Genomic DNA, 19,825 nt, shown 5'->3' with positions numbered 1-19,825 from the left:
GCCTATCCTTGGGTACCCCTCCCCTACGGGCCAGGGACCAGGCGGCGCCCGGGTGCGCGCGCGTGGTGCCGCTGACCGTACTTCGCGTCCGATACCGTCCATGACTTCGCCTTCCCCCACGCAACCTGCGATTCCCGCCGCCGCCAGCGCCACCGCGCCCAACCAGGGCTTTGCGGTCCATATCGTCGGCGCGGCCGCCTTTGCGCACCTGCTCAACGACATGATCCAGGCGGTGCTGCCGGCGGTGTACCCGATGTTCAAGAGCGAGTTCCAGCTCAGCTTCGGGCAGATCGGCGTGATCGCGCTGGTCTACCAGATCACCGCCTCGCTACTGCAGCCGTGGATCGGGATGTACACCGATAAACGTCCGCTGCCCTACCTGTTGCCGTGCGGCATGATCGCCACGTGCATCGGCATCGCGATGATGGCCCTGGCCGGCAGTTACCCGATGCTGCTGGTGGCCGCCGCAGTGGTCGGGGTGGGCTCGGCCACCTTCCACCCGGAAGCCTCGCGCGTGGCGCGGATGGCCTCCGGTGGGCGTTTCGGCACCGCACAGTCCACCTTCCAGGTGGGCGGCAACACCGGCTCGGCGATTGGGCCGCTGCTGGCCGCCGCGGTGGTGATTCCGTATGGGCAGCGTTCGATTGCCTGGTTCATGCTGGCCGCCGCGCTGGCCGTTGGCGTGCTGTTCCTGCTCACCGGGTGGACCATCCGCCACGGGCAGGCAAAGATGAGCAGCCTGGCGCGCAACACCGGGGTCGGCCTGGCACGTGGCAAGGTGGTCCAGGCCATCGCGGTGATCGCGGTATTGATGTTCGCCAAGTTCGTCTACATCGCGTCCTTCACCAACTACTTCACCTTCTACCTGATCGAGCGCTTCCATCTGAGCGTGCAGCAGAGCCAGATGTACCTCTTCATCTTCCTGGCCTCGATCGCGCTGGGCACTTTCATCGGTGGCCCGGTGGGCGACCGGATCGGGCGCAAGGCGGTGATCTGGATTTCGTTCCTGGGCGTGGCGCCGTTCGCGCTTGCCCTGCCCTACGCCAACCTGATGGGTACCGCGGTGCTGGCCGTGGCCATCGGCCTGGTGATGTCCTCGGCATTCGCCGCGCTGGTGGTCTACGCGCAGGAAGCCGTGCCGGGCCGCGTGGGCATGGTGTCGGGCCTGATGTTTGGCCTGATGTTCGGCATCGGCGGCCTCGGCGCCGCCGGGCTGGGCAAACTGGCCGACGTGCATGGCATCGTGTGGATCTACCACTTCACCTCATACCTGCCATTGCTGGGCCTGGCCACGGCATTCCTGCCCAGGACCCGCGCCCGGTGAGCGAGGCGTGCGGCGAGCTGCGCTACACGATTACCGCGGCGCACACCCGCCACTGGGTGGATGCGGCACTGGAGCGCGAGATGCGCCGGGACGACGCGCTGGCCGAGCGGCTCGGCGCAGCCCAGCAGCGTGCGGTCACACCGTTGCTGGTGCTGCTGCCGGTGTGCGGCACTGCATGGTTGCTGTTCCATCGCGGCGCCACGCCGCAAACGTGGATGACGCTGGCACTGGCGGCGCTGCTGCTGGTGCCTGCCTGGCGATCTGCCCGCCCGTTCGCCGCGCGTCTGCGCAGCACGATGGCGCAACAGCAGACGGCCAGTACGGCAGGCGGGCGCCCGCTCAGCCGCGCCCTCGCCCGGCTCACCCTGGAAACTCGCTTCAAGCGGCTGCAGGGCGACTACCGCGTGCAGTTCGATGCCCAGGGCATGCAGGTGGCGCGGGCAGGACAGCGACCTGCGTTGCTGCGCTGGAGCGACGTTGTGCATATCCAGGAGACCGATGCGTTCCTGGTCGTGGCCTGCGCCTCACTGCATCGCCGCGGGCAGGCGTACTGGATCCCGAAGCACAGCGATGCGATGGACCCGGAGGTCTACCGCCAGGGCATGCAGGGCTTGCTGGGTCATTGCAGAGCAGCCGCGGCAACGGCCTGACCCACCGAAGGGCCAAGCCACCGCGCCCTGCGGGTCAGGTCGTCGGCGTGGCCGCCGCCAATGCCGCCAGGTCCGCATCCGCACGCGGGCGTACAACCCGCGCCACTTCCTGTCCGTCATGCAGCAGCACCAGCGTCGGCCACAGCCGCACCTGGAAAGAGCGGCCCAGCGGCCGCCCTTTGCCGTCTTCGATCTTGAGGTGGGAGATGTTGTCCCTCGCCTCCAGCCAGTCCTTCAAGGGCGCCTGCGCGGCACTGCAGTGCGGGCACCACGGCGCGCCGAATTCCAGCAGTTGCCAGCCGGGCGCCGCATCGACGGCGGCGCGGCTGGGTTCCTGCGCGGCATAGGCGCGCGCGTAGCTCATCGCGGTGACTCAAGCGCCCGCTGGATGTCTTCAAGCGGCGCGTTGGTGAGGTCCTTGGCAATATCGGTCAGCAGGCGGGCCTGGACTTCCTTGTGCAGCTGCGGGCGGATGCGCCCCAGGGTCTGCGGGTCGGCGATCAGCACCAGGTGCGCATAGCGGTTGTTGAGGGCGTCCTCGTTCAACTGTCCGGCAAGCTGCTTGGCGAAGGTGGCTTCGTTCATCTGCGCGATGCTGGTGTCCTGCGGCATTGAACCGGACGGACCCTGCCCCGAGACGCCCTGCGCACTGATGTCCTGCAGCTTCAGCGCGTCCTGCTGCTTGAGCTGCAGCGTATGGCCACTGCCGATGTTGGTGAACACGCGGGCCGAGCCGCCGTCTGCGACGACAATCAAGGTGCCTTCCGGGATCTGCTGCTGCATGGTGAACTCCTGTGGAAAAACGGGTGCCAGTGCACCCAGCTCCACCGTAGGCGGGCAGGTGTAAGGACCGCGCATACGAATGTGTTCGCCATGTGTGCAGCGCACGCTCTGCGCAGTGGTCAGGGCGCGCTGGCGTGCAGCTCCATCGCCCGCATCACGATCGGCTTGGCCCAGTCCGGGGTGTGCAGCAGCTCGGCCACCGACACCGGGTAGTGCAGCCCGCGGCGGTCCCAATGCAGCAGCGGCAGCGGGTTGGCGCAGCCCTGTGCATCCAGCGGAGCGCTGTTGTCGTAGACCTGCAATTCGGCCAGATAGGGCAGCAGCGCCAACAGGTTTTCACGCGATGCGTCGTAGCGGGCGTGAATCTTGTCCTGCGGAATATCGTGCCCACCGGTGGCGACGCGCGCGGCCACCCGATCGATATGCAGCTGCACGCTGTCCAGGCCGCAGAACCAGATCGCCACGTCGTGGGTTTCGCACGCCTCGCGCAGCAGCCGCGCGATGGTGTTGCCGCCCAGGGTGGTCTCAAAGGCGAAATCGCTGCCCTCGGCCATGGCGCTGCGCAACCGCCGTGCGCCTTCGTGCCAGGCGGCGGAGTTGGCCTCTTCGGCCGCCCACCCCGCCTGGACCAGGGCGCGGGTAAAGGAATCCGGATTGAACCAGGTCAGGCCATCGGCCTCCAGCCAGGTTCCCAGCAGCGAACTCTTGCCGGCGCCATTGACGCCGGCAAGCACCAGTATCCGCCCCATCGGTCAGAGCGACTTGCCGGGGGTGATCCTGCCGCGCCGGATCGGCTGGCCCAGCACCTTGCCCAGCCCGCCGTCGCGGTTGAGGCTGGCCAGCTGCACGTCGAACTGCGCGCGCAGGCGTTCCAGCTCGCCGCCGCGCTCGTCGGTGTCGGCCTCGGCGGCCTTGGCCAGCAGCTCCTGGTAGGCCTTGATGTCCACGATCACCGCTTCGGGGTGGTTGTGGTTGGTGATCACCAGGGCCTGCTTTTCGCGCACGGTGCGCATCAGGCTTGGCCAGCCACGGGTCTTTACCGACGATGCAGTGGCCTTTTCAAGGCCGGGCAGGTCCAGGGGCAGGGTCATGGCAGGCTCCAGCGCGGGATATGGCGCCATCATACGCCTTTTGGCCAAATTGGACATAAATCCCATTTTGGCCTATCCCGGGTGCCCCGACAAACCGCGAAAGCCCTTGCCATGCAAGGGCTGCACGGGTTTCCCCAAGGCTCAGCGCGACATCGAGTACGGCGCCTGGGCGCCCTCCCCCGGCCAGGCCTTGTTGGGCTCGGCCTGCAGGGTGAAGCGCAGCTCGCCGCCGGCCAGGATCTCGGCATGGCGCAGGAAGGTGCGCTGCAGGGGCTGCCCGTTGAGGGTAACCGAGCCCACGTACTGGTGGCCCTTGGCCATCCCCTCGGTGACGATGCTGAAGCGCTTGCCGTTGGGCAGGTTCAACGTTGCCTTGGGCAGGAACGGGCGGCCGATGATGTACTCGCCACTGCCCGGTGCCACCGGGTAGAAGCCCAGCGCGGTGAACACGTACCAGGCCGACATCTGACCCAGGTCGTCATTTCCGGCCAGACCATCGGGACGGTCGGCGTACTGGGTGTCCATGATCTGCTTCAGGCGGGCTTGGGTGCGCCACGGCTGGCCGGCATGAGCGTACAGGTAGGCCACGTGGTGGCTGGGTTCGTTGCCGTGCGCATACCAGCCGATCAGGCCGGTGATGTCTTCCATATGCTCGAAGATCGACGGGTCGACCTTGGCCTCGAATACCTGGTCCAGGCGGGCCAGCAGCTTGTCGCTGCCCCCGTGTGCGGCGGCCAGCCCGGCCACGTCCTGCGGCACGTACCAGGAATACTGCCAGGCATTGCCTTCGGTGTAGTCGGTGCCATACCCGCTGGCCGACGGATCGAACGGGGTGCGGAAGCTGCCGTCACGCTTGCGCGCGCGCATGAAGCCGGTCTCTGCGTCGAACGCGTGGCGCCAGTTGCCGGCACGGCCGTCGAAGGTGGCCTGCACGTCCTTGCGGCCCATGGCCTCGGCCATGCGTGCGATGGTCCAGTCGTCGAAGGCGTACTCCAGCGTCTTGCTGGCCGCCTCGCCCTCTTCGTCGATCGGCACCCAGCCCAGTTCGCGGTACTGCGCGATGCCGTCATACGGGCCGTAGTTGGCGGTGGCCACCATCGCATCCAGCGCCTTGTCGGCATCGAAACCGCGGATGCCCTTGAGGTAGGCATCGGCGATCACCGGCACGGCGTGGTAGCCGATCATGCACCAGGTTTCCTGGCCGTGGAACGCCCACACCGGCAGCATGCCGTACGCACTGTGCTGCTGGTGGGCGATCAGCGAATTGATGAAGTCGCTGTTGCGTTTTTCCGGCTGCACCAGGGTCAGCAACGGATGCAGCGCACGGTAGGTGTCCCACAGCGAGAAGGTGGAGTAGTTGGTGTAGCCCTCGGCGCGGTGCACGGCATTGTCCGAACCGCGGTACTGGCCATCGGCATCCATGAACAGGGTTGGGCCCAGCATGCTGTGGTACAGCGCGGTGTAGGCGCTGCGGCGATCATGCTCGGGGGCCTCGATGTCCACGGCGGACAACGCCTGGGTCCACTGCTGCTTCGCCTCGGCGCGCACACGGTCGAAGTTCTGATCTTTCGCCTCGGCGTCCAGGTTGGCGATCGCGCCCTGCTCGCTCACCGACGAGATGGCCACGGTGACCACCAGCGGCGCATCCAGTGCACCAAAATCGAACGTACCCACCAGTTGCCGCCCTTCGATCTGCGGCCGCTGGGTGGGATCGTTCTGGCCCGGCGGTGGGAAGCCCTTGTAGGCAATGTCGGTTTCAGTGTTGTGCAATGCGTGGCCGGTCAGCGGGCGCGAGAAACGCATCGCGAAATACAGCTGCCGGCCCGGCGCCCAACCGCGGGTTTCGCGGAAGCCGGTGACCGTTCCATCGGGCTGCAGGCGCAGCCGCGACCACAGGATCTTGCCCGGATAGTCATACAGGCTGGTGCGCAGGTCGAGCAGGACCCGCGCCTGCTGGCCACGTGGATACGTGTAGCGGTGCACGCCGGTGCGGGCACTGGCGGTGAGCTCGGCACGCACCTTGTAGTCGTCCAGCGTTACCGCGTAGTAACCCGGCTCGGCCTTCTCGTTGTCGTGGTGGAAGCGCGAGGCATAGCCACTTTTGGGCTTGTCCGGGTCGCCGCGCTCCAGCCCGGGATCGCCGGTAAACGGCATCACCAGCACGTCGCCCAGGTCCGAATGGCCGCTGCCGGAGAAATGGGTATGCGAGAAGCCGACGATGCTGCTGTCGTCATAGCGGTACCCGGCAGCCCAGCCGTAGGCTTTTTCGCGCGGCTGGATGCGGGTGTCCGGACTGAGCTGGACCATGCCGAACGGCACCGTGGCGCCGGGATAGGTATGCCCTTCCCCACCGGTGCCGATGAAGGGGTCGACCGAGGCATAGGCTTTGTCAGCGGCGGTCTTGGCCGGGGCGGCCGCAGCCAGGCCGGAGGCGAACATCGCCGTGGCGGCGACAGCGATCAGGAGACGACGGTCCAACGTGGGCATCGGCATTTGGATCGATTCAGATGGTAGTCAGATCCTAGCACCCCCCTTACGGCACCGCATGCTGCGCTGCGGCTGAATGGCCTCCGAAGCGTCAATCGCCGGCGCTATCGAATGCAACAAATTGCATGGATCGATCTATGGCCGTTCAACAGACTGTCCCCTCCTTACTGCAGTGCACAAGAGAAGAGCCTGTCGATCCACCTCAAGCGAGAGCTGGCCTGCACTCTGCTCTCGCTACTTGAGAACTTCCGGAAAAATCACGTCGTTGTCACATCGCCGTATCTTTGATCCATGCTAGCGAAGTGAATGCGGTCCTTTTCGGAGTTTTTTTCCCACAGGAGTAATGCATGAAGATCATCGTTCGTCGCACCCTCGCACTCGCCTTGGCAGCCGCACTGTCGCCGATACTGAGCACAAATGCAGGTACGCTGAACCCTGGCGACTCCGCAACCGTGGAGCCTGGCGATCCAGCCGAAGCGTGGACGCTCGATGCTGCGTCGTTGATTCTTCGCCCAAGTGCTGCCTCCCTTGGAATAACAGCGGACAATGCCTCCACGTTGTCACTTGCCGCAGGCTCCATCAACGGAACACTGAGCGTCGCCCGATCGAGCGCGACGCTCGACGGAACAACACTAAGTGGCGGAGTGATCGGCCTGCTCGCAACCCGTGGCTCGAACGTCACGATGACAGGCGCCTCCGTCATCGCGGAAAATCTCGGAATTCAATTGTCGAGTGACGCGACGGTCACCCTGGCCAATACGAGGGTATCCAGCACGGCTGGAGGCTCATTCCTTAGCGGTAGCGGGTTGGCCTATGGTGGATCCGCCAGTGCCACGGTATCGCAGGGATCCCGCATTGTCGGCGCCAAATACGGCGCAGGGCTGACCTACGACCCTCGCGGCGGGAACGTATTCAATGGACGCAACCAGCTGATCGTGGACAGTTCCCACATCGAGGGTGGTACTGACGCGGCGGTCTACGTCACCGAGTTCCTGGGCAATAGTGCCACTCCGTTCGGCACCGATATTGTTTTCCGCAACGGAGCGACCGCCAAGGGTGGCAATGGGGTCCTGCTGGAAACCAATGGCGTAGTAGATGTGAATTTCACCGCCAGCAACAGCACGCTTGTTGGTGATGTCCGGAATGGTCCAGGAGCCATCGCAAATGTGCTGTTGGACAACAACGCCCACCTCTCCGGGACGATGACGAATGTTACCCGTGTCACACTCGACACGGCCACCTGGAACATGACCGGCAATTCCACCGTTGGCCGGCTCGATCTCGGCAGCGGCACGGTATCGCTGGGCAACGGCACAACCTTCAACACCCTCAACGTCGCGGGCAACTTCAGCGGCAACGGCGGCACCCTCGCCTTCAACACCGCACTGGCTGGCGACACCGCGGCCACCGACAAACTGATCATCGGCGGCGACACCAGCGGCAGCGCCAACGTGCGCGTCAACAATGTGGGCGGTGCCGGCGCACAGACCGACAAGGGCATCGAGCTGATCCGGGTGGGCGGAGCCTCCAATGGCCAGTTCAACCTGGCCGGCCGTGCCGTGGGTGGCCAGTACGACTACTTCCTGTTCAAGGGCACCGGCACCGATGGCAACTGGTATCTGCGTTCGCAGCTGCCCACCCAGCCGGAACCGTGCGAGGTCGACCCCACCCTACCCGAGTGCAATCCGGTGAATCCGGAGCCTGTGCTGCGCCCGGAAGGCGGTGCCTACCTGGCCAACCTGCAGGCCACCCAATCCATGTTCCGCCTGGGCTACCACGACCGCCATGCCGGCCAGAACAGCGGCCGCGCCTGGGCGCGGGTGGATGGTTCGCGTACCGGCTTTGATGCGGTAAGCCAGCAGCTGGATGTGCAGGGCAACAGCCAGTCGCTCAGCGTCGGTGCCGATGTGTGGCGCAACGATGCGGGCAGCGGCGTGGGCGTGATGCTGTCCAGTGGCAATGCCACCAGCACGTCCACCAATGCACTTACCGGCTACTACGCGCGTGGCAAGGTCAAGGGCGAAGCACTGGGCGTGTATGGCACGTGGCGGGCGGGTAATGCCGTTGATCCGTATGCCGGCTTCTACGTGGATGGTTCGGTGCAGCGCGCCCAGTTCCGCAACCGCGTGGAAGGCGTAGGCCTGGACGCGGAGCGCTACGACAGCCGCGGCTGGCAGGGCGCGATTGAAACCGGCTATGCGTTCCGTGTGGGCGGTGCACAGGCCGGCGGGATCTTCCTGGAGCCGCAGCTGCAGGTGGGCTACAACCGTTGGGACGACCTGCGCCACACCGAGGCCAATGGCACGGTAGTGACCACGCAGGATGCCGATGGGCTGTATGGCCGCGTGGGCCTGCGCTTGTCCGGCGTGACCCGCTGGGGCGATGGTGCCGCCGATGTGCAGCCGTATATCGCCGCCAACTGGCTGCATACCCGCGCCGAGTCCCAGGTGTGGATGGACGATGAGCGCGTGGATGCGCGCATTCCGCGCAGCCGTGCGGAGGTGAGCGCCGGTGCGTCGTTGAAGTTTGCCAACGGGTTCGGAGCGTGGGCCGGGTTGGCCCGGCAGCAGGCCAGTGGGTATCACCAGACCAGTGCGCAGCTGGGGATGAGTTACAGCTGGTGATGGAATGGAGCCGCCCTTGGGCGGCTCCATTTTTTGGGCGTCGCGGTGATCCTGGTGTGCGGGGAGCCGGCCAGCGGCCGGCACTACGGAGACTGCACCGGAGCCGGCCGGCGGCAAGCATTACCGAGATCGTGCCGGAGCCGGCCAGCGGCCGGCAATACCGGGGTCGCACGGGAGCGCCGGGTCAGGCGGGACGTGCGTCGTCGGGGGTGGCGCACCTCGGGCAGCGTTGGCTGGGCGTTGTCGACGGTCATCAGGGCGTCGCTGCGCAGCAGGGCGCGGGCTTCGGCTTCGCTGGCCACCGCCGGCGGTGAGCCGCGCAGCGGCAGGCGCGCGGTTTCGGTGACGAACAGCATGGTGATGATGCCAATGACCGCTGCACCCATCAGGTAGTACGCCGGCACCAGTGGGTCGCCGGTGCGCTCGACCAGCCACGCGGTGACCAGCGGCGTGGTGCCACCGAACAGCGACACCGAGACATTGAAGGCAATCGACAGCGCGCTGTAACGCACCGGGGTGTAGAACAACGCCGGCAGCGTGGAGGGCATCGAACTGGTGAAGCACACCAGGGCCAGGCCCAGCAGCATCAGGCCCAGGAAGATCAGCCAGTCGTTGCCGGTACCGATCAGTTTCAGGCACGGAATGGCCAGCGCGAACAACGCGATGCACGCGCCGATGATCATCGGGCGGCGGCCAAGCTTGTCACTGAACAGGCCGCCGACCACGTTGAGCGGCATCATCACCAGCATCACGATGATGATCAGCAGCAGGCCCTTGCTTTCGGCGTAGCCCATGGTGACGCTGAGGTAGCTGGGCATGTAGGTGAGCAGCATGTAGTCGGTGACGTTGAACACCAGCACCAGGCCCACGCACTTGAGCAGCTGCGGCCAATGCACGCGGAACAGCGCACCCAGGCCGGGGCGCTCGTTGTCGCGTTTGTCGGCCTCTTCGGCATAGGCCCGGAACGCCGGGGTCTCTTCCAGCTTCATGCGCATGTACAGGCCCAGCAGGCCCAGCGGACCGGCCACCAGGAACGGGATGCGCCAGCCCCAGTCCAGCATCTGCGCGCTGCTCAACGCCATATGCAGCGCCGTCACGGTACCCGCGCCGGCAATGTAGCCGCCCAGCGTGCCGAACTCCAGCCAGCTGCCCATCAGGCCGCGGTTGCGGTCGGTGGAATACTCGGCGATGAAGGTGGCCGCGCCGCCATACTCGCCGCCGGTGGAGAAGCCCTGCACCAGCCGCGCCAGCAGCAGCAACGCCGGGGCCCACAGCCCGATGCGCTCATAGGACGGAATCAAGCCGATGCTGAAGGTGCCCAGCGCCATCAGGATCATGGTGAAGGCCAGCACTTTCTGGCGACCGTACTTGTCGCCCAGCGGCCCGAATACCAGGCCGCCCAATGGACGCACCAGGAAGGCCACGGTGAACGTGGCGAAGGTGGCGATCAGCTGTGCGGTCGGGTTGCTGGCGGGAAAGAACACCTGCCCCAGCGTGACCGCGATGTAGCCGTACACACCGAAATCGAACCACTCCATCGCATTGCCGAGGGCGGCGGCACCCACGGCCTTCTTGAGCATCGGGCGATCAACAACGGTCACTTCATCCACCTGGACGTGGCGACGGCGTTTGAACCACCCGAAATGGGCGTGTGCGGCATGCAGGTCCTGCATTCTGCTTTCTCCTGGAAGCATGGCCACCACCACGCCCGAGGTCCCGCGCACGGCACAGGAAAGAACCGCCTTCGAAAGAACGCAGCACGAGGCGCGAAGAAGGGGTGGCAACAGGCGTTCCCGGACGGCCGCGTGGAATTCCACGGCGCTGCAGGAAGGGTGACCGAGAGACGGGCAACGGCCCGAGACAATGATCAAGCGACACATGGTACTACACATCGAAAATGTGATCCTTACCTCATCTTCACGTGAGTACTACGCAACGCTATCGATGGACATGAGGAATCGTGCAGAATCCGTGCGCCGCTGCGGCGTGCTCACACGGAACGTGCGCGCGGCATCCCATCACCAGCACGAAGAGATACCACCCCGATGTCCATCAAGACCACCACCCTGTGCGCCCTGCTCGGCCTGCTCGCACCCACCGCCGCCATGGCCCAGGACAGCGCCGCTACGCTGTCCCGCCTGCTGGAATGCAAACTGACCGCCGACCAGGTGGCTGCCTTCACCGACAGCATCAACGCCGAAGAAGTCACCGACTTCGCACATGCCGGTTCGGCAGCGTCCAGCGACGCCGCGCTCAGCCTCTGGAAGAGCGACGCGCCCATCACCGCCTGGGGCGAAACGTCCGACCTGGTGCACCTGTCCAGCACCACCGAAATGCTGCTGGCCTTCAAGGTAGCGCCCGGCCAGGAACTGAGCCGCGGCAAGACCATCGTGGACCGCATCGGCGGCATGTCGCCGCGCCCGGACCAGGCGGCCATGGAAGAGACCTACGGCTGGAAAGGCATGGACTACCGCAAGCCGCTGGGCGGCAACCGCACGGCCCGCGTGCTGGTGGACCTGAGCTATTCGCCGGGCTGGGTCACGGTGGGCTGCGCGTACAGCGACATCCTGTAAGTACCCGCTGCGCACACACAGCGGTGCGGGCGCCGATGCCGCACCGCGTGCGTGCGCGCATGCGACGCAATGTCGCAGCGGCGGCAACAGCGACCTTGACCTTTGTCATGGTGGTGCCTGGGGGCTACGTCGATCCTGTACGGGACACGACGTCAACGCGTTGCCGGTACGCCGGCATCGCACCCACCACACCGCTCCAAGGAACCCGCCATGTCTTACGCCCCCGACAATGCCCAGCTGTTGAACGCACTGCAGAACGTCATGGTGATCTCCACCACCGACCTGCAGGGCAACATCACCTATGCCAATGACCTGTTCTGCACGCTCACCGGCTTCACCCGCGATGAGCTGATTGGCCAGCCGCACAGCATCGTGCGCCACCCGGACGTGCCCAAGGCCGTCTACAAGGACATGTGGGACACGATCAAGGCCGGCAAGAGCTGGACCGGCATCGTGCCGAACCTGGGCAAGGGTGGCGTGCTGTACGTGGTGGACACCACCGTGCAGCCGCTGTTCGACGCTGACGGTGCGATCACCGCCTACATCAGCATCCGCCGCGTGGTGAATGACCTGATGGGCAACTTCGACGCGGTGGAGTTCAGCAAGGAAAAGTTCGACGACTTCTACGCTGCCGCCTGATGGACGTCGCCGCCCCGATCCAACGCGTCCTGGTCGGATACGGCTCCGAATCCGGCAACGCACGCGCCCTGGCCCACCGCCTGGGCGCGTTCCCGGCCCTGCAGCGGCATGCGCCGCAGGTGCTGCCCTTCAACGACATCGACGTTGCCTCGCTCGGCGCAGGCGACGTGCTGCTGGCGCTGTCCAGCTCATTCGGTGATGGCGAGCCGCCCGCCAACGGCGAGCGCTTCGCCGAGGCGCTGCGCCAGTGCCCTGCCCTGCCCGGGCTGCGCTACGCCGTGTTCGGGCTGGGCGACACGGGCTACCCGCAGTTCTGCGGTTTCAGCAAGACCCTGGACCGCCTGCTCGGGGCGCGTCAGGCGCGGCCGATCATGCAGCGCGTCGACGCCGATGGCGGCTACGAGCACTTTTTCGAGCAATGGGCCCCGGTACTCGGCGACGTACTGGACGGCAACCCGTCCGCCGGCCGCGACCTTCGCCTGCAGGTGACCGCGTATGCCGAGGACAATGCGTTCGCGGCGCCGATCATCGCGCGGCGCCGCCTCAACGCACGCGATCCGGCGGCATGGCACCTGGAGCTGGACCTGCGCGGCAGCGGCATCGCCTACCGCGCGGGGGACACCCTGCACGTGGTGGCTCCGAACGACCCGGCGCTGTTGCAGGCACTGGCGCGCTGGTATGGCCAGGGCGACGCGGTCGAGCTGCTCCGTCACAAAGAGCTGCGCCTGCTGGGCAAGTCCCTGCTCCGCGAGCTGGCGCGACTGACCGGCAGCGAGGTGCTCAAGGACCTGCTCCGCAGCAGCCAGCGCCAGGCGCTGGAGGCCTACCTGCATGGGGCCGACCTGCTGGATGTACTGAACGACCACGCCAGCCCGGACCATGTGCCACTGGAGCGGCTGGCGGCACTGCTGTCGCCGTGCCTGCCGCGCGCCTACTCGATTGCATCGGCTGCCAACAGCACGGCGGTGGCGCTGTGTGTGCGCGAGGTGCGCTACACCCGCACCGGGCGCGAGCGCCGCGGCACCGCCACCGGCTGGCTGCTGGACGGCGACGGCAGCGCCCGTGTGTATTGCCGCTCCAACCCGGGCTTCCACCTGCCCCGCGACCCGGATGCCCCGCTGCTGATGGTCGGCACCGGCACCGGTATCGCGCCGTTGATGGGGCTGTTGCGCGAGCTCGACGCCGCTGGCCAGCAGCGCGAGGTGCATCTGGTATTCGGCGAGAAGCATCGCGACCACGACTTCCTCTACCAGCAGCAACTGGAGGCGTGGCGCGCCAACGGGCGCCTGCAGGGACTGCACACGGCATTCTCACGCGACGGCACGGCCAAGTATTACGTGCAGCACGCGCTGGCTGAGCAGTCCGAAACGGTTGGCGACCTGCTGCAGCGTGGCGCGCACGTGTTCCTGTGCGGCAACAAGCACCACCTGGGCGCTGCCGTGCAGGACGCGATCAACACGATCATGCCGGCCCACGAAGGCGGCGGTAGTACATGGGATACGTTGCAGACCGAGGGCCGGCTGCACCGGGAACTGTACTGAGTCCTCTGCCAGGGCGGTGCTGCGCGCCACCTGGCCGAAACCGTTTCGTCAGCCAGTCGCGCCGGTCCCGTCACTTGCCGCGGCCAGCGCAGCCAGCCGGTCCGGCTGCAGCACCTGCATTTCGCGCTGGTTGACCGCAATCACGCCGTCATCGCTGAGACGACGCAGCACGCGGCTGGCGGTTTCCGGCGCCATCCGCAGGTAATTGGCGATCTCCACCCGGCTCATGCTCAGGTTGAAGCGCAGCGGCGAGAAACCACGCCGTGCATAGCGCTCGGACAGATCGAGCAGGAACGCGGCCATGCGCTCTTCGGTGCGATGGTTGGCCGCCATCAATGCCACCTTGCCGATCTCGGCACTGAGCAGGCTGAACAGCTTGGCCTGCAGGCCCGGCATGCGCGTGGCCAGCAGGCTCATGCGCGGGAACGAGAACCGGCACAGGTACACCGTATCCAGCGCAACGGCGTTGCAGGGGTAACGCGCACCGTGGATCGCGTTGAGCCCGATCACCTCGCCGGGCAGGCTGAAGCCCAGCACCTGCTCGTTGCCCTGGCTGTCGTTGAGGTAGGTCTTGACCATGCCGCCACGCACCGCGGCGATCGAATCGAACGCATCGCCCGCGCGGAAGATATGCTCGCCCGCGCGGAACGGCCCCACGTGGTCCACCAGCACATGCAGCTCGGCCAGCGCGGTCTTGTCGTAGCCCTGCGACATGCACGCATCGGAAAACGCGCAGGTGCTGCAGAAATGCAGCGCATCGCCGTCATCGGCGGCAGCGGGGTTGGGGGTGCCCGGTGACGACATGACGGCGGTGATCAGCGCTGGGCCAGCGCGAAGTCCAGGCCGGCGCACACGGCCGCCACCTGCGCATCGTTGCATTCCTGCGGGTTGGTGCGCGGGCTGTCCGGATACACCTCGGTGGTGGTGGCATAGCGTGCGTTGGTGAAGCCGGCGCAGGCACCGATCGAACGGGATTCGCCCCACACCACCCCGTTGGACTGCAACGGCATGCCGATCAGCTCGCCCTTGGCATCGGCCGGTGCGATATGCGTGACCTTCTCCACCGCGGCCACCAGCGCCCGCTGGAACGCCGGCTGCGGGTCTTCGCTGTTGCCGATCACGTAGAAACCATCGGGAATGATATCCGGCACCAGGTCCTTGCCGTCACGCGCGCAGCGGGCCGGATCAAACTCTTCGAGGTCGCTGTTGGTGGTTTCATGCAGGTCCAGATGCACCAGCAGGCCGTCTGCCCGGGTGCCCACCCAGCGCATCAGCGCGGCGGCCTCTTCGATCTGGCCGCCGTCACGGAAGCTGCGGTTGGGATCGATCGCATCGGGGTTCCAGCGCTGGATGCGCTCATAGCCCCACGGGCTGACGCACGGGGCCACGATCAGGTTGATGCGCCCGGCGTAGGCGTCGGCGTGCTGGTCCAGGAACTGCAGCGCGCCATGCACGCCACTGGTTTCATAGCCGTGCACGCCACCGGTCACCAGCGCGCTCGGCAGCGCCGGGTCCCACGCCTGGTTCACCACCGCAAACAGCGGGTAGTGGTCCGGGGCATAGTCGAGCTGGCCATACTGGACCACCTCGAACCGCTCGCCCAGGCGCTCGAGCGCGGCCACCACGTCTTCGTGATAACTGCGCTGGCGCTGCTGGCGGGCCCGCCATTGCGCGCGCTCGGCGTCGCCCCAGGGCTGTCCGGGGGTGCCGATCGGGTAAAAGTGCGCAAGGGTCATCGGAGGCTCCAGAAGTCGGGAAACAGGCCCGCGCGAAAACGCGTGGCCCAGCCGGGTAGTGTAAATGCAGAAGGCCTGGCCGGTCCCGGCGGGGTCCGCGCAGGCCAGAATGGGCAAGGTACCCTTTTGCACCCGGCAATCAGGAAGGACGGTAACGCGTGATCGAGATCTGCCCTGCGGCACCCCACCACATCGAGGCCCTGGTAGCCCTCGACAGCGTGGCCCAACACGCGCCCGAGCGTGCCGCCCAGATCCAGGCATGGGTGCAGGCCGGCACCTGCCACGTGCTTCTCGTGGACAGGCGCGCAGCGGCCTACGGCGTCCTGCACCACCAGTTCTTCAACTGCGGATTCATCGAGATGCTGATGGTCGGACCCGGGTATCGGCGCCAGGGCCTGGCCCGCCAGCTGGTCGAGCACCTCCGCGCGCAGTGCGCGCGCCCCAAACTGTTCACCTCGACCAACCGCTCCAACACCGCGATGCACGCACTGCTGCTGCAGGCCGGGTTCCAGCGCAGCGGGTACATCGACAACCTGGATGAAGGGGATCCCGAATGGGTGTTCTTCTGCCGGGTGAGCGGCGGCTGATGTTGACCCTCAAGTGCCACGGCAACGTTGTGTTGATGCGCCTGGCTCTTTCCGTGGCCGCCAGCCCACACCGGCCTTGCTGCAGGGTAGGCAACGACGCCGCGCTTTTTTGATGGTGGTCGGCGGGTCGGGCGCTGGGTCCCCATGCCCTTGGAGGCGAAATAAAGGAGGAGGTGGCGGCCGCAGGCCGACGCCGGGGGACATTCGCCGGAAAGGGCATGGGGGCCCAGCGCCCGACCCGTCGACGACCGCGTTTCGAAAGCGTCAAGGCACGCTTCTGCTCGCCCCGCAGATCGGCGAAGAACCAAAAAAGGGGGCCGGTTGCCCGGCCCCCCGCATGCACCGACCAACGGTCGGTGCCTACCGACGTGTGTCGGCGCCTACCGGCGTGTCATGCGGCCTGCACTTCCTCGTAGCCGTTGAAGCGCATGTCGCTGGACGCACGCCCCTGGGTGAGCGAGCGCAACGCCGTGGTGTAACCGGCCAGCCGCGCCAGCGGCGCATAGCCCAGCACTTCCACCTGCGCACCCTGGTCTTCGATCGACGCCACCCGCCCTTGCCGGCGATTCAGGTCGCCCACCACATCGCCCACGTTGCCCGACGGTGCATGAATCGCCACCTCCATCACCGGCTCCAGCAGGCGCGTACCTGTCGTGGCCAGCGCCGCCTTGACCGCCTCGCTGCCGGCGCGGTGGAACGCCATTTCCGACGAATCCTTGGCATGGGTCTGGCCGTCGGTCAGGGTCACCTCGATCCCGACCACCGGATGCCCGCGCGGACCCTCTTCCAGCGCCGCACGCACGCCCTTCTCCACCGCCGCCACGAACGCCTTCGGGATCACCCCGCCCACGGTACGGTCGACAAAGCGCACCGCATCGTCGCCGGTGGGCGCCACCTCGATCAGCACCCGGGCGAACTGGCCCTGGCCGCCGGTCTGCTTGGCCACCTTGCCTTCCACGCCCTGCACCGCGCGCGCCGGTGTTTCCTGGTACGCCACGCGTGGCTCACCCACCCGCACCGGCACATTCCACTCGCTGCGCAGGCGTTCGACCATCACCTCCAGGTGCAGCTCGCCCATGCCCCAGATCAGGGTCTCCCCGGTCACCGCATCAGTCGCGACGCGGAACGAGGGATCTTCCTGGGCCAGGCTCGACAGCGCCTGGCTCATCCGGATCAGGTCGGACGCCTTGTCGGCGTTCAACCGCCAGGCCAGCACCGCGTGCTGGGCATGGATGGTGTCCAGCAGCAGGGGCGCGGACGGCGCACTGAGCGTTTCACCGCTCACCGCATCCTTCCACCCGATCACCGCCACGATCTCACCGGCGACCGCCTCGGTGATGTCGTGGGTGTGGTCGGCCTGCACCCGCACCAGCCGGCTGATGCGCCGGCCCTGTGCGTGCTGCGAACTGGCCACCTGGTCGCCCACCTTCAACGTGCCCGAGTACAGCCGCACGAAGCTCAGCGCGGCATGGCTCTGGTGGGTGATCTTGAACAGCAGGCCCGCCAGCGGCCCCTTCGGGTCCGGCGGCAACAGCACCTCGTCGTCGCCACGGGTGGCCACGACCGCAGGGCGGTCCAGCGGCGAGGGCAGGAAATCCACGATCGCATCCAGCAACGTGTCGATGCCCTTGCTCTTGAACGCAGCACCGGCCAGCACCGGCACGCCCGCACCGGCCAGGGTGGCCCGGCGCAGCGCAGCGCGCAGCTGTGCGTCGTCGACCGCTGTACCGGCCAGCCACGCATCGGCCAGCACCTCGTCATGGTCGGCCACAGCTTCGATCAGGCGCAGCCGATGCGGCTGCCACTGCGCCTGCTGGTCCGCGTTCCAGTCCTGGCGGGTCGGGTTGCCAGCGTCGTCCCACTCCACGATCTGGCGGCCGACGAAATCGACCCAGCCGTGGAATTGGCTTTCTTCGCCCAACGGCCAGCCGAGCGCCCAGGGCCGTGCCTGCAGCTTGTCCTGCAACTGGCCCAGCACGCGCTCGAACGAGGCGCCCACGCGGTCCATCTTGTTGACATAAGCGATCAGCGGCACGCCGTGCCGGCGCGCCTGGTGCCACACCGTTTCGGATTGCGGCTGCACGCCATCGACCGCGGAAAACACCGCCACCGCGCCGTCCAGCACGCGCAGCGAACGCTCCACTTCGATCGCAAAATCGATGTGCCCGGGGGTGTCGATCAGGGTCAGGCGGTGGTCGTCGCCATCGCGGGGCGCCCAGTGCGCCTGCACGGCCGCTGCACCGATGGTGATGCCACGTTCGCGCTCGATCGCCGAAAAATCGGTGGTGGCCGCGCCGTCATGCACTTCGCCGACGCGACGGATCTCGCCGGTTTTCCACAGCAGGCGTTCGGTGAGCGTGGTCTTGCCGGCGTCGATGTGGGCAATGATGCCCAGGTTGCGCCAGTGGGAAAGAAGGTGGGTATGGGTGTTCATGGTCAATGCTCGTGTCGCCAACATCGGGGAGCCGCACGCCGCCGTTGGCTAACGGGCGTGCGGCCAGGTTTGGGGCTCGGCGATCTGGTGCATGGCACGTTCTCCTTTGCGGTGTTCTGAAGCGGGGAAGGAAGTGAAACGCGGAAACGAATAGAGCGCCCGGTGGGGCGCTCTGTCTGGGTCGTTCAGGGGGATCGGGTATCGATCAGCCGCCGGATGAGCCGCAGGGCAGACGCGCCCGTTCCACGCTTGCGCGGGTCTGGGTAAAAAACGTCAGGAGCGGTTGCGAACGCATCGGGGTGTCCCGGAAGGAATGGCGCCATTGTAGACCTGTGCAGGCGGGCGGCAAGGGCTTTTACGCCACACCGGCAGAACGCTGCCATCCATCCAGCGATGGATCGGCCATCAACAGAACAATGGCGCCGGGGCTCAGTCCTTGCAGCCCGCCGCCGCCCGGGCCTCGCCCACAGTTGCGGCGTGCCCGTCGCCCGAGGACACCCAACCGGTGAGGGAGAACGCCGGATCGATGCGGGCCGCCTTGGGCTGCGTACCGATCAGCACCTCCATCCAGCTGCCCACGGCCGGCAGCTCGGCGATCCGCGCGTCACGGTCGGCATCGGTGCTGAAACTGGCGTCAGGTCCGGAGCGCGGCGTGGATTCTTCCGTGGCGATCTTGCGCGCACGCACCCGCAACGCACCGTCGGGCATGCGCTGGGTGGTCACCTCGGCGCGCTCCACGCCATAGGCCCAGTTGGATTCGGCGCTGCGCGTGGTTTCGCTGCCGTCGTCGGCCACCTCCACGTTCTCACCGGTCCATTGCATCACCTGCACCACGCCGCCCACGCTGCCCATCATGGCCGCGTACACCAGCATCTGCCGCTGTTCCAGCGGCAGCGTGGCCACCTCCGGCTTGTCGGCGGGCACCTTGATGTAGCCCACCTTGCGGCACAGCATCACCACCCCACCGTCGGCCCAGGTGGTCAGCTGGTCGCCGTCGGCGAAATGCTGCGTCTGCATGCGCGAGACCTCCGCGCCCTTGCCTGGCAGGTGCTGGACATCGATGCTGGCCGCGTCCGAGGCGGCCTTGTTCAGCGACACGGTGCTCAACGTGGCGGCCGTGGCGGCGCCGGAGAGCGCAAGGAGCGCAGCGGCGAGTGCGATGCGTGTGGGGGTGTGGGTCATGCGATCAGTCCTTTGCGGAAGCGCGCCGATGGACATCGACGTCGAACAGGGTCGCGCATGATACGTGGGCGGGTAGGCCCCGTGGCCCGCTGCGACCGGATGTCGCAACGGCCGATATGCGAATGGGTTGCAATTGCATCCGTACGCCAACCAGTTAAAATGGCGTGCAGATTC

At 66.8% G+C, this 19,825-nt stretch carries 16 protein-coding genes and 1 pseudogene; 7 read left to right on the top strand and 10 right to left on the bottom strand.

Annotated elements, in window-relative coordinates; all coding sequences use genetic code 11:
* The first annotated feature begins 100 nt into the window (after positions 1-100).
* Complete coding sequence (locus tag ACZ0AE_RS09900; RefSeq protein WP_051598824.1) at positions 101-1,324, top strand: MFS transporter; 1,224 nt, start codon at positions 101-103, stop codon at positions 1,322-1,324.
* A complete protein-coding gene (locus ACZ0AE_RS09895; RefSeq protein WP_463600958.1) occupies positions 1,321-1,974 on the top strand; it encodes a YcxB family protein in 654 nt (217 codons plus the stop codon). Before ACZ0AE_RS09900 ends, ACZ0AE_RS09895 begins: the two co-directional genes overlap by 4 nt.
* A gap of 34 nt (positions 1,975-2,008) precedes the next feature.
* On the opposite strand, the gene ACZ0AE_RS09890 is transcribed toward ACZ0AE_RS09895, so the two are convergent.
* From ACZ0AE_RS09890 to ACZ0AE_RS09870, 5 genes are all read right to left on the bottom strand, one after another.
* A complete protein-coding gene (locus ACZ0AE_RS09890; protein ID WP_463600957.1) occupies positions 2,009-2,338 on the bottom strand; it encodes a thioredoxin family protein in 330 nt (109 codons plus the stop codon).
* The gene (locus tag ACZ0AE_RS09885) at positions 2,335-2,757 is read right to left on the bottom strand and encodes a baeRF12 domain-containing protein (protein ID WP_038692204.1); all 423 of its coding nucleotides are present in this window, start codon (positions 2,755-2,757) and stop codon (positions 2,335-2,337) included. The genes ACZ0AE_RS09890 and ACZ0AE_RS09885 overlap by 4 nt, the downstream gene beginning before the upstream one ends.
* Before the next feature lie 119 nt (positions 2,758-2,876).
* Complete coding sequence (locus ACZ0AE_RS09880; RefSeq protein WP_463600956.1) at positions 2,877-3,506, bottom strand: hypothetical protein; 630 nt, start codon at positions 3,504-3,506, stop codon at positions 2,877-2,879.
* A gap of 3 nt (positions 3,507-3,509) precedes the next feature.
* Positions 3,510-3,848, bottom strand: coding sequence for a type II toxin-antitoxin system prevent-host-death family antitoxin (locus tag ACZ0AE_RS09875; RefSeq protein ID WP_038688332.1), 339 nt, complete (start codon positions 3,846-3,848; stop codon positions 3,510-3,512).
* Positions 3,849-3,989: 141 nt separating this feature from the next.
* On the bottom strand, positions 3,990-6,341 hold the full coding sequence (locus ACZ0AE_RS09870; protein ID WP_463600955.1) for a GH92 family glycosyl hydrolase: 2,352 nt from the start codon (positions 6,339-6,341) through the stop codon (positions 3,990-3,992).
* Between the two features lie 341 nt (positions 6,342-6,682).
* Here ACZ0AE_RS09870 and ACZ0AE_RS09865 point away from each other — a divergent pair, with 341 nt between their 5' ends.
* The gene (locus tag ACZ0AE_RS09865; RefSeq protein WP_463600954.1) at positions 6,683-8,959 is read left to right on the top strand and encodes an autotransporter family protein; all 2,277 of its coding nucleotides are present in this window, start codon (positions 6,683-6,685) and stop codon (positions 8,957-8,959) included.
* A 191-nt stretch (positions 8,960-9,150) separates the two neighbouring features.
* Here the strand turns inward: ACZ0AE_RS09865 and proP are convergent.
* Positions 9,151-10,632, bottom strand: a pseudogene (proP, locus tag ACZ0AE_RS09860) (glycine betaine/L-proline transporter ProP); the annotation flags it as partial.
* Positions 10,633-11,004: 372 nt separating this feature from the next.
* On the opposite strand from proP, the gene ACZ0AE_RS09855 reads away from it, so the two are divergent.
* The 3 genes from ACZ0AE_RS09855 to ACZ0AE_RS09845 all read left to right on the top strand — a co-directional run bounded on the left by ACZ0AE_RS09855 (position 11,005) and on the right by ACZ0AE_RS09845 (position 13,712).
* Positions 11,005-11,532, top strand: coding sequence for a hypothetical protein (locus ACZ0AE_RS09855; RefSeq protein ID WP_463600953.1), 528 nt, complete (start codon positions 11,005-11,007; stop codon positions 11,530-11,532).
* Between the two features lie 210 nt (positions 11,533-11,742).
* Complete coding sequence (locus tag ACZ0AE_RS09850) at positions 11,743-12,171, top strand: PAS domain-containing protein (RefSeq protein WP_038688342.1); 429 nt, start codon at positions 11,743-11,745, stop codon at positions 12,169-12,171.
* Positions 12,171-13,712: a diflavin oxidoreductase gene (locus tag ACZ0AE_RS09845; protein WP_463600952.1), complete on the top strand. Its 1,542-nt coding sequence runs from the start codon at positions 12,171-12,173 to the stop codon at positions 13,710-13,712. The genes ACZ0AE_RS09850 and ACZ0AE_RS09845 overlap by 1 nt, the downstream gene beginning before the upstream one ends.
* 48 nt (positions 13,713-13,760) lie before the next feature.
* On the opposite strand, the gene ACZ0AE_RS09840 is transcribed toward ACZ0AE_RS09845, so the two are convergent.
* A complete protein-coding gene (locus ACZ0AE_RS09840) occupies positions 13,761-14,516 on the bottom strand; it encodes a helix-turn-helix domain-containing protein (RefSeq protein WP_448133638.1) in 756 nt (251 codons plus the stop codon).
* A gap of 11 nt (positions 14,517-14,527) precedes the next feature.
* Positions 14,528-15,448, bottom strand: coding sequence for a M14 family metallopeptidase (locus tag ACZ0AE_RS09835; RefSeq protein ID WP_463600951.1), 921 nt, complete (start codon positions 15,446-15,448; stop codon positions 14,528-14,530).
* 158 nt (positions 15,449-15,606) lie between these two features.
* Between ACZ0AE_RS09835 and ACZ0AE_RS09830 the strand changes: the two genes are divergently transcribed.
* The gene (locus tag ACZ0AE_RS09830) at positions 15,607-16,035 is read left to right on the top strand and encodes a GNAT family N-acetyltransferase (protein ID WP_463600950.1); all 429 of its coding nucleotides are present in this window, start codon (positions 15,607-15,609) and stop codon (positions 16,033-16,035) included.
* Positions 16,036-16,426: 391 nt separating this feature from the next.
* Here ACZ0AE_RS09830 and fusA read toward each other — a convergent pair whose 3' ends face one another.
* Positions 16,427-18,469: an elongation factor G gene (gene fusA, locus ACZ0AE_RS09825; RefSeq protein WP_463600949.1), complete on the bottom strand. Its 2,043-nt coding sequence runs from the start codon at positions 18,467-18,469 to the stop codon at positions 16,427-16,429.
* A gap of 429 nt (positions 18,470-18,898) precedes the next feature.
* Positions 18,899-19,651 carry a hypothetical protein gene (locus ACZ0AE_RS09820; RefSeq protein ID WP_463600948.1) on the bottom strand — a complete coding sequence of 251 codons (753 nt, stop codon included), beginning with the start codon at positions 19,649-19,651 and terminating at the stop codon, positions 18,899-18,901.
* Positions 19,652-19,825 lie beyond the last annotated feature (174 nt).

It is taken from the genome of Stenotrophomonas sp. AC248 (genome assembly GCF_979258185.1).
The sequence above is the reverse complement of the archived record's forward strand: the minus strand, read 5'-3'. Positions and strand labels throughout refer to the sequence as shown.

Coding starts and splice junctions, on each gene's coding strand:
- ACZ0AE_RS09900 (WP_051598824.1), top strand. CDS start 101: ATGACTTCGCCTTCCCCCACGCAACCTGCGATTCCCGCCGCCGCCAGC.
- ACZ0AE_RS09890 (WP_463600957.1), bottom strand. CDS start 2,338: ATGAGCTACGCGCGCGCCTATGCCGCGCAGGAACCCAGCCGCGCCGCC.
- ACZ0AE_RS09885 (WP_038692204.1), bottom strand. CDS start 2,757: ATGCAGCAGCAGATCCCGGAAGGCACCTTGATTGTCGTCGCAGACGGC.
- ACZ0AE_RS09880 (WP_463600956.1), bottom strand. CDS start 3,506: ATGGGGCGGATACTGGTGCTTGCCGGCGTCAATGGCGCCGGCAAGAGT.
- ACZ0AE_RS09875 (WP_038688332.1), bottom strand. CDS start 3,848: ATGACCCTGCCCCTGGACCTGCCCGGCCTTGAAAAGGCCACTGCATCG.
- ACZ0AE_RS09870 (WP_463600955.1), bottom strand. CDS start 6,341: ATGCCGATGCCCACGTTGGACCGTCGTCTCCTGATCGCTGTCGCCGCC.
- ACZ0AE_RS09865 (WP_463600954.1), top strand. CDS start 6,683: ATGAAGATCATCGTTCGTCGCACCCTCGCACTCGCCTTGGCAGCCGCA.
- ACZ0AE_RS09855 (WP_463600953.1), top strand. CDS start 11,005: ATGTCCATCAAGACCACCACCCTGTGCGCCCTGCTCGGCCTGCTCGCA.
- ACZ0AE_RS09850 (WP_038688342.1), top strand. CDS start 11,743: ATGTCTTACGCCCCCGACAATGCCCAGCTGTTGAACGCACTGCAGAAC.
- ACZ0AE_RS09845 (WP_463600952.1), top strand. CDS start 12,171: ATGGACGTCGCCGCCCCGATCCAACGCGTCCTGGTCGGATACGGCTCC.
- ACZ0AE_RS09840 (WP_448133638.1), bottom strand. CDS start 14,516: ATGTCGTCACCGGGCACCCCCAACCCCGCTGCCGCCGATGACGGCGAT.
- ACZ0AE_RS09835 (WP_463600951.1), bottom strand. CDS start 15,448: ATGACCCTTGCGCACTTTTACCCGATCGGCACCCCCGGACAGCCCTGG.
- fusA (WP_463600949.1), bottom strand. CDS start 18,469: ATGAACACCCATACCCACCTTCTTTCCCACTGGCGCAACCTGGGCATC.
- ACZ0AE_RS09820 (WP_463600948.1), bottom strand. CDS start 19,651: ATGACCCACACCCCCACACGCATCGCACTCGCCGCTGCGCTCCTTGCG.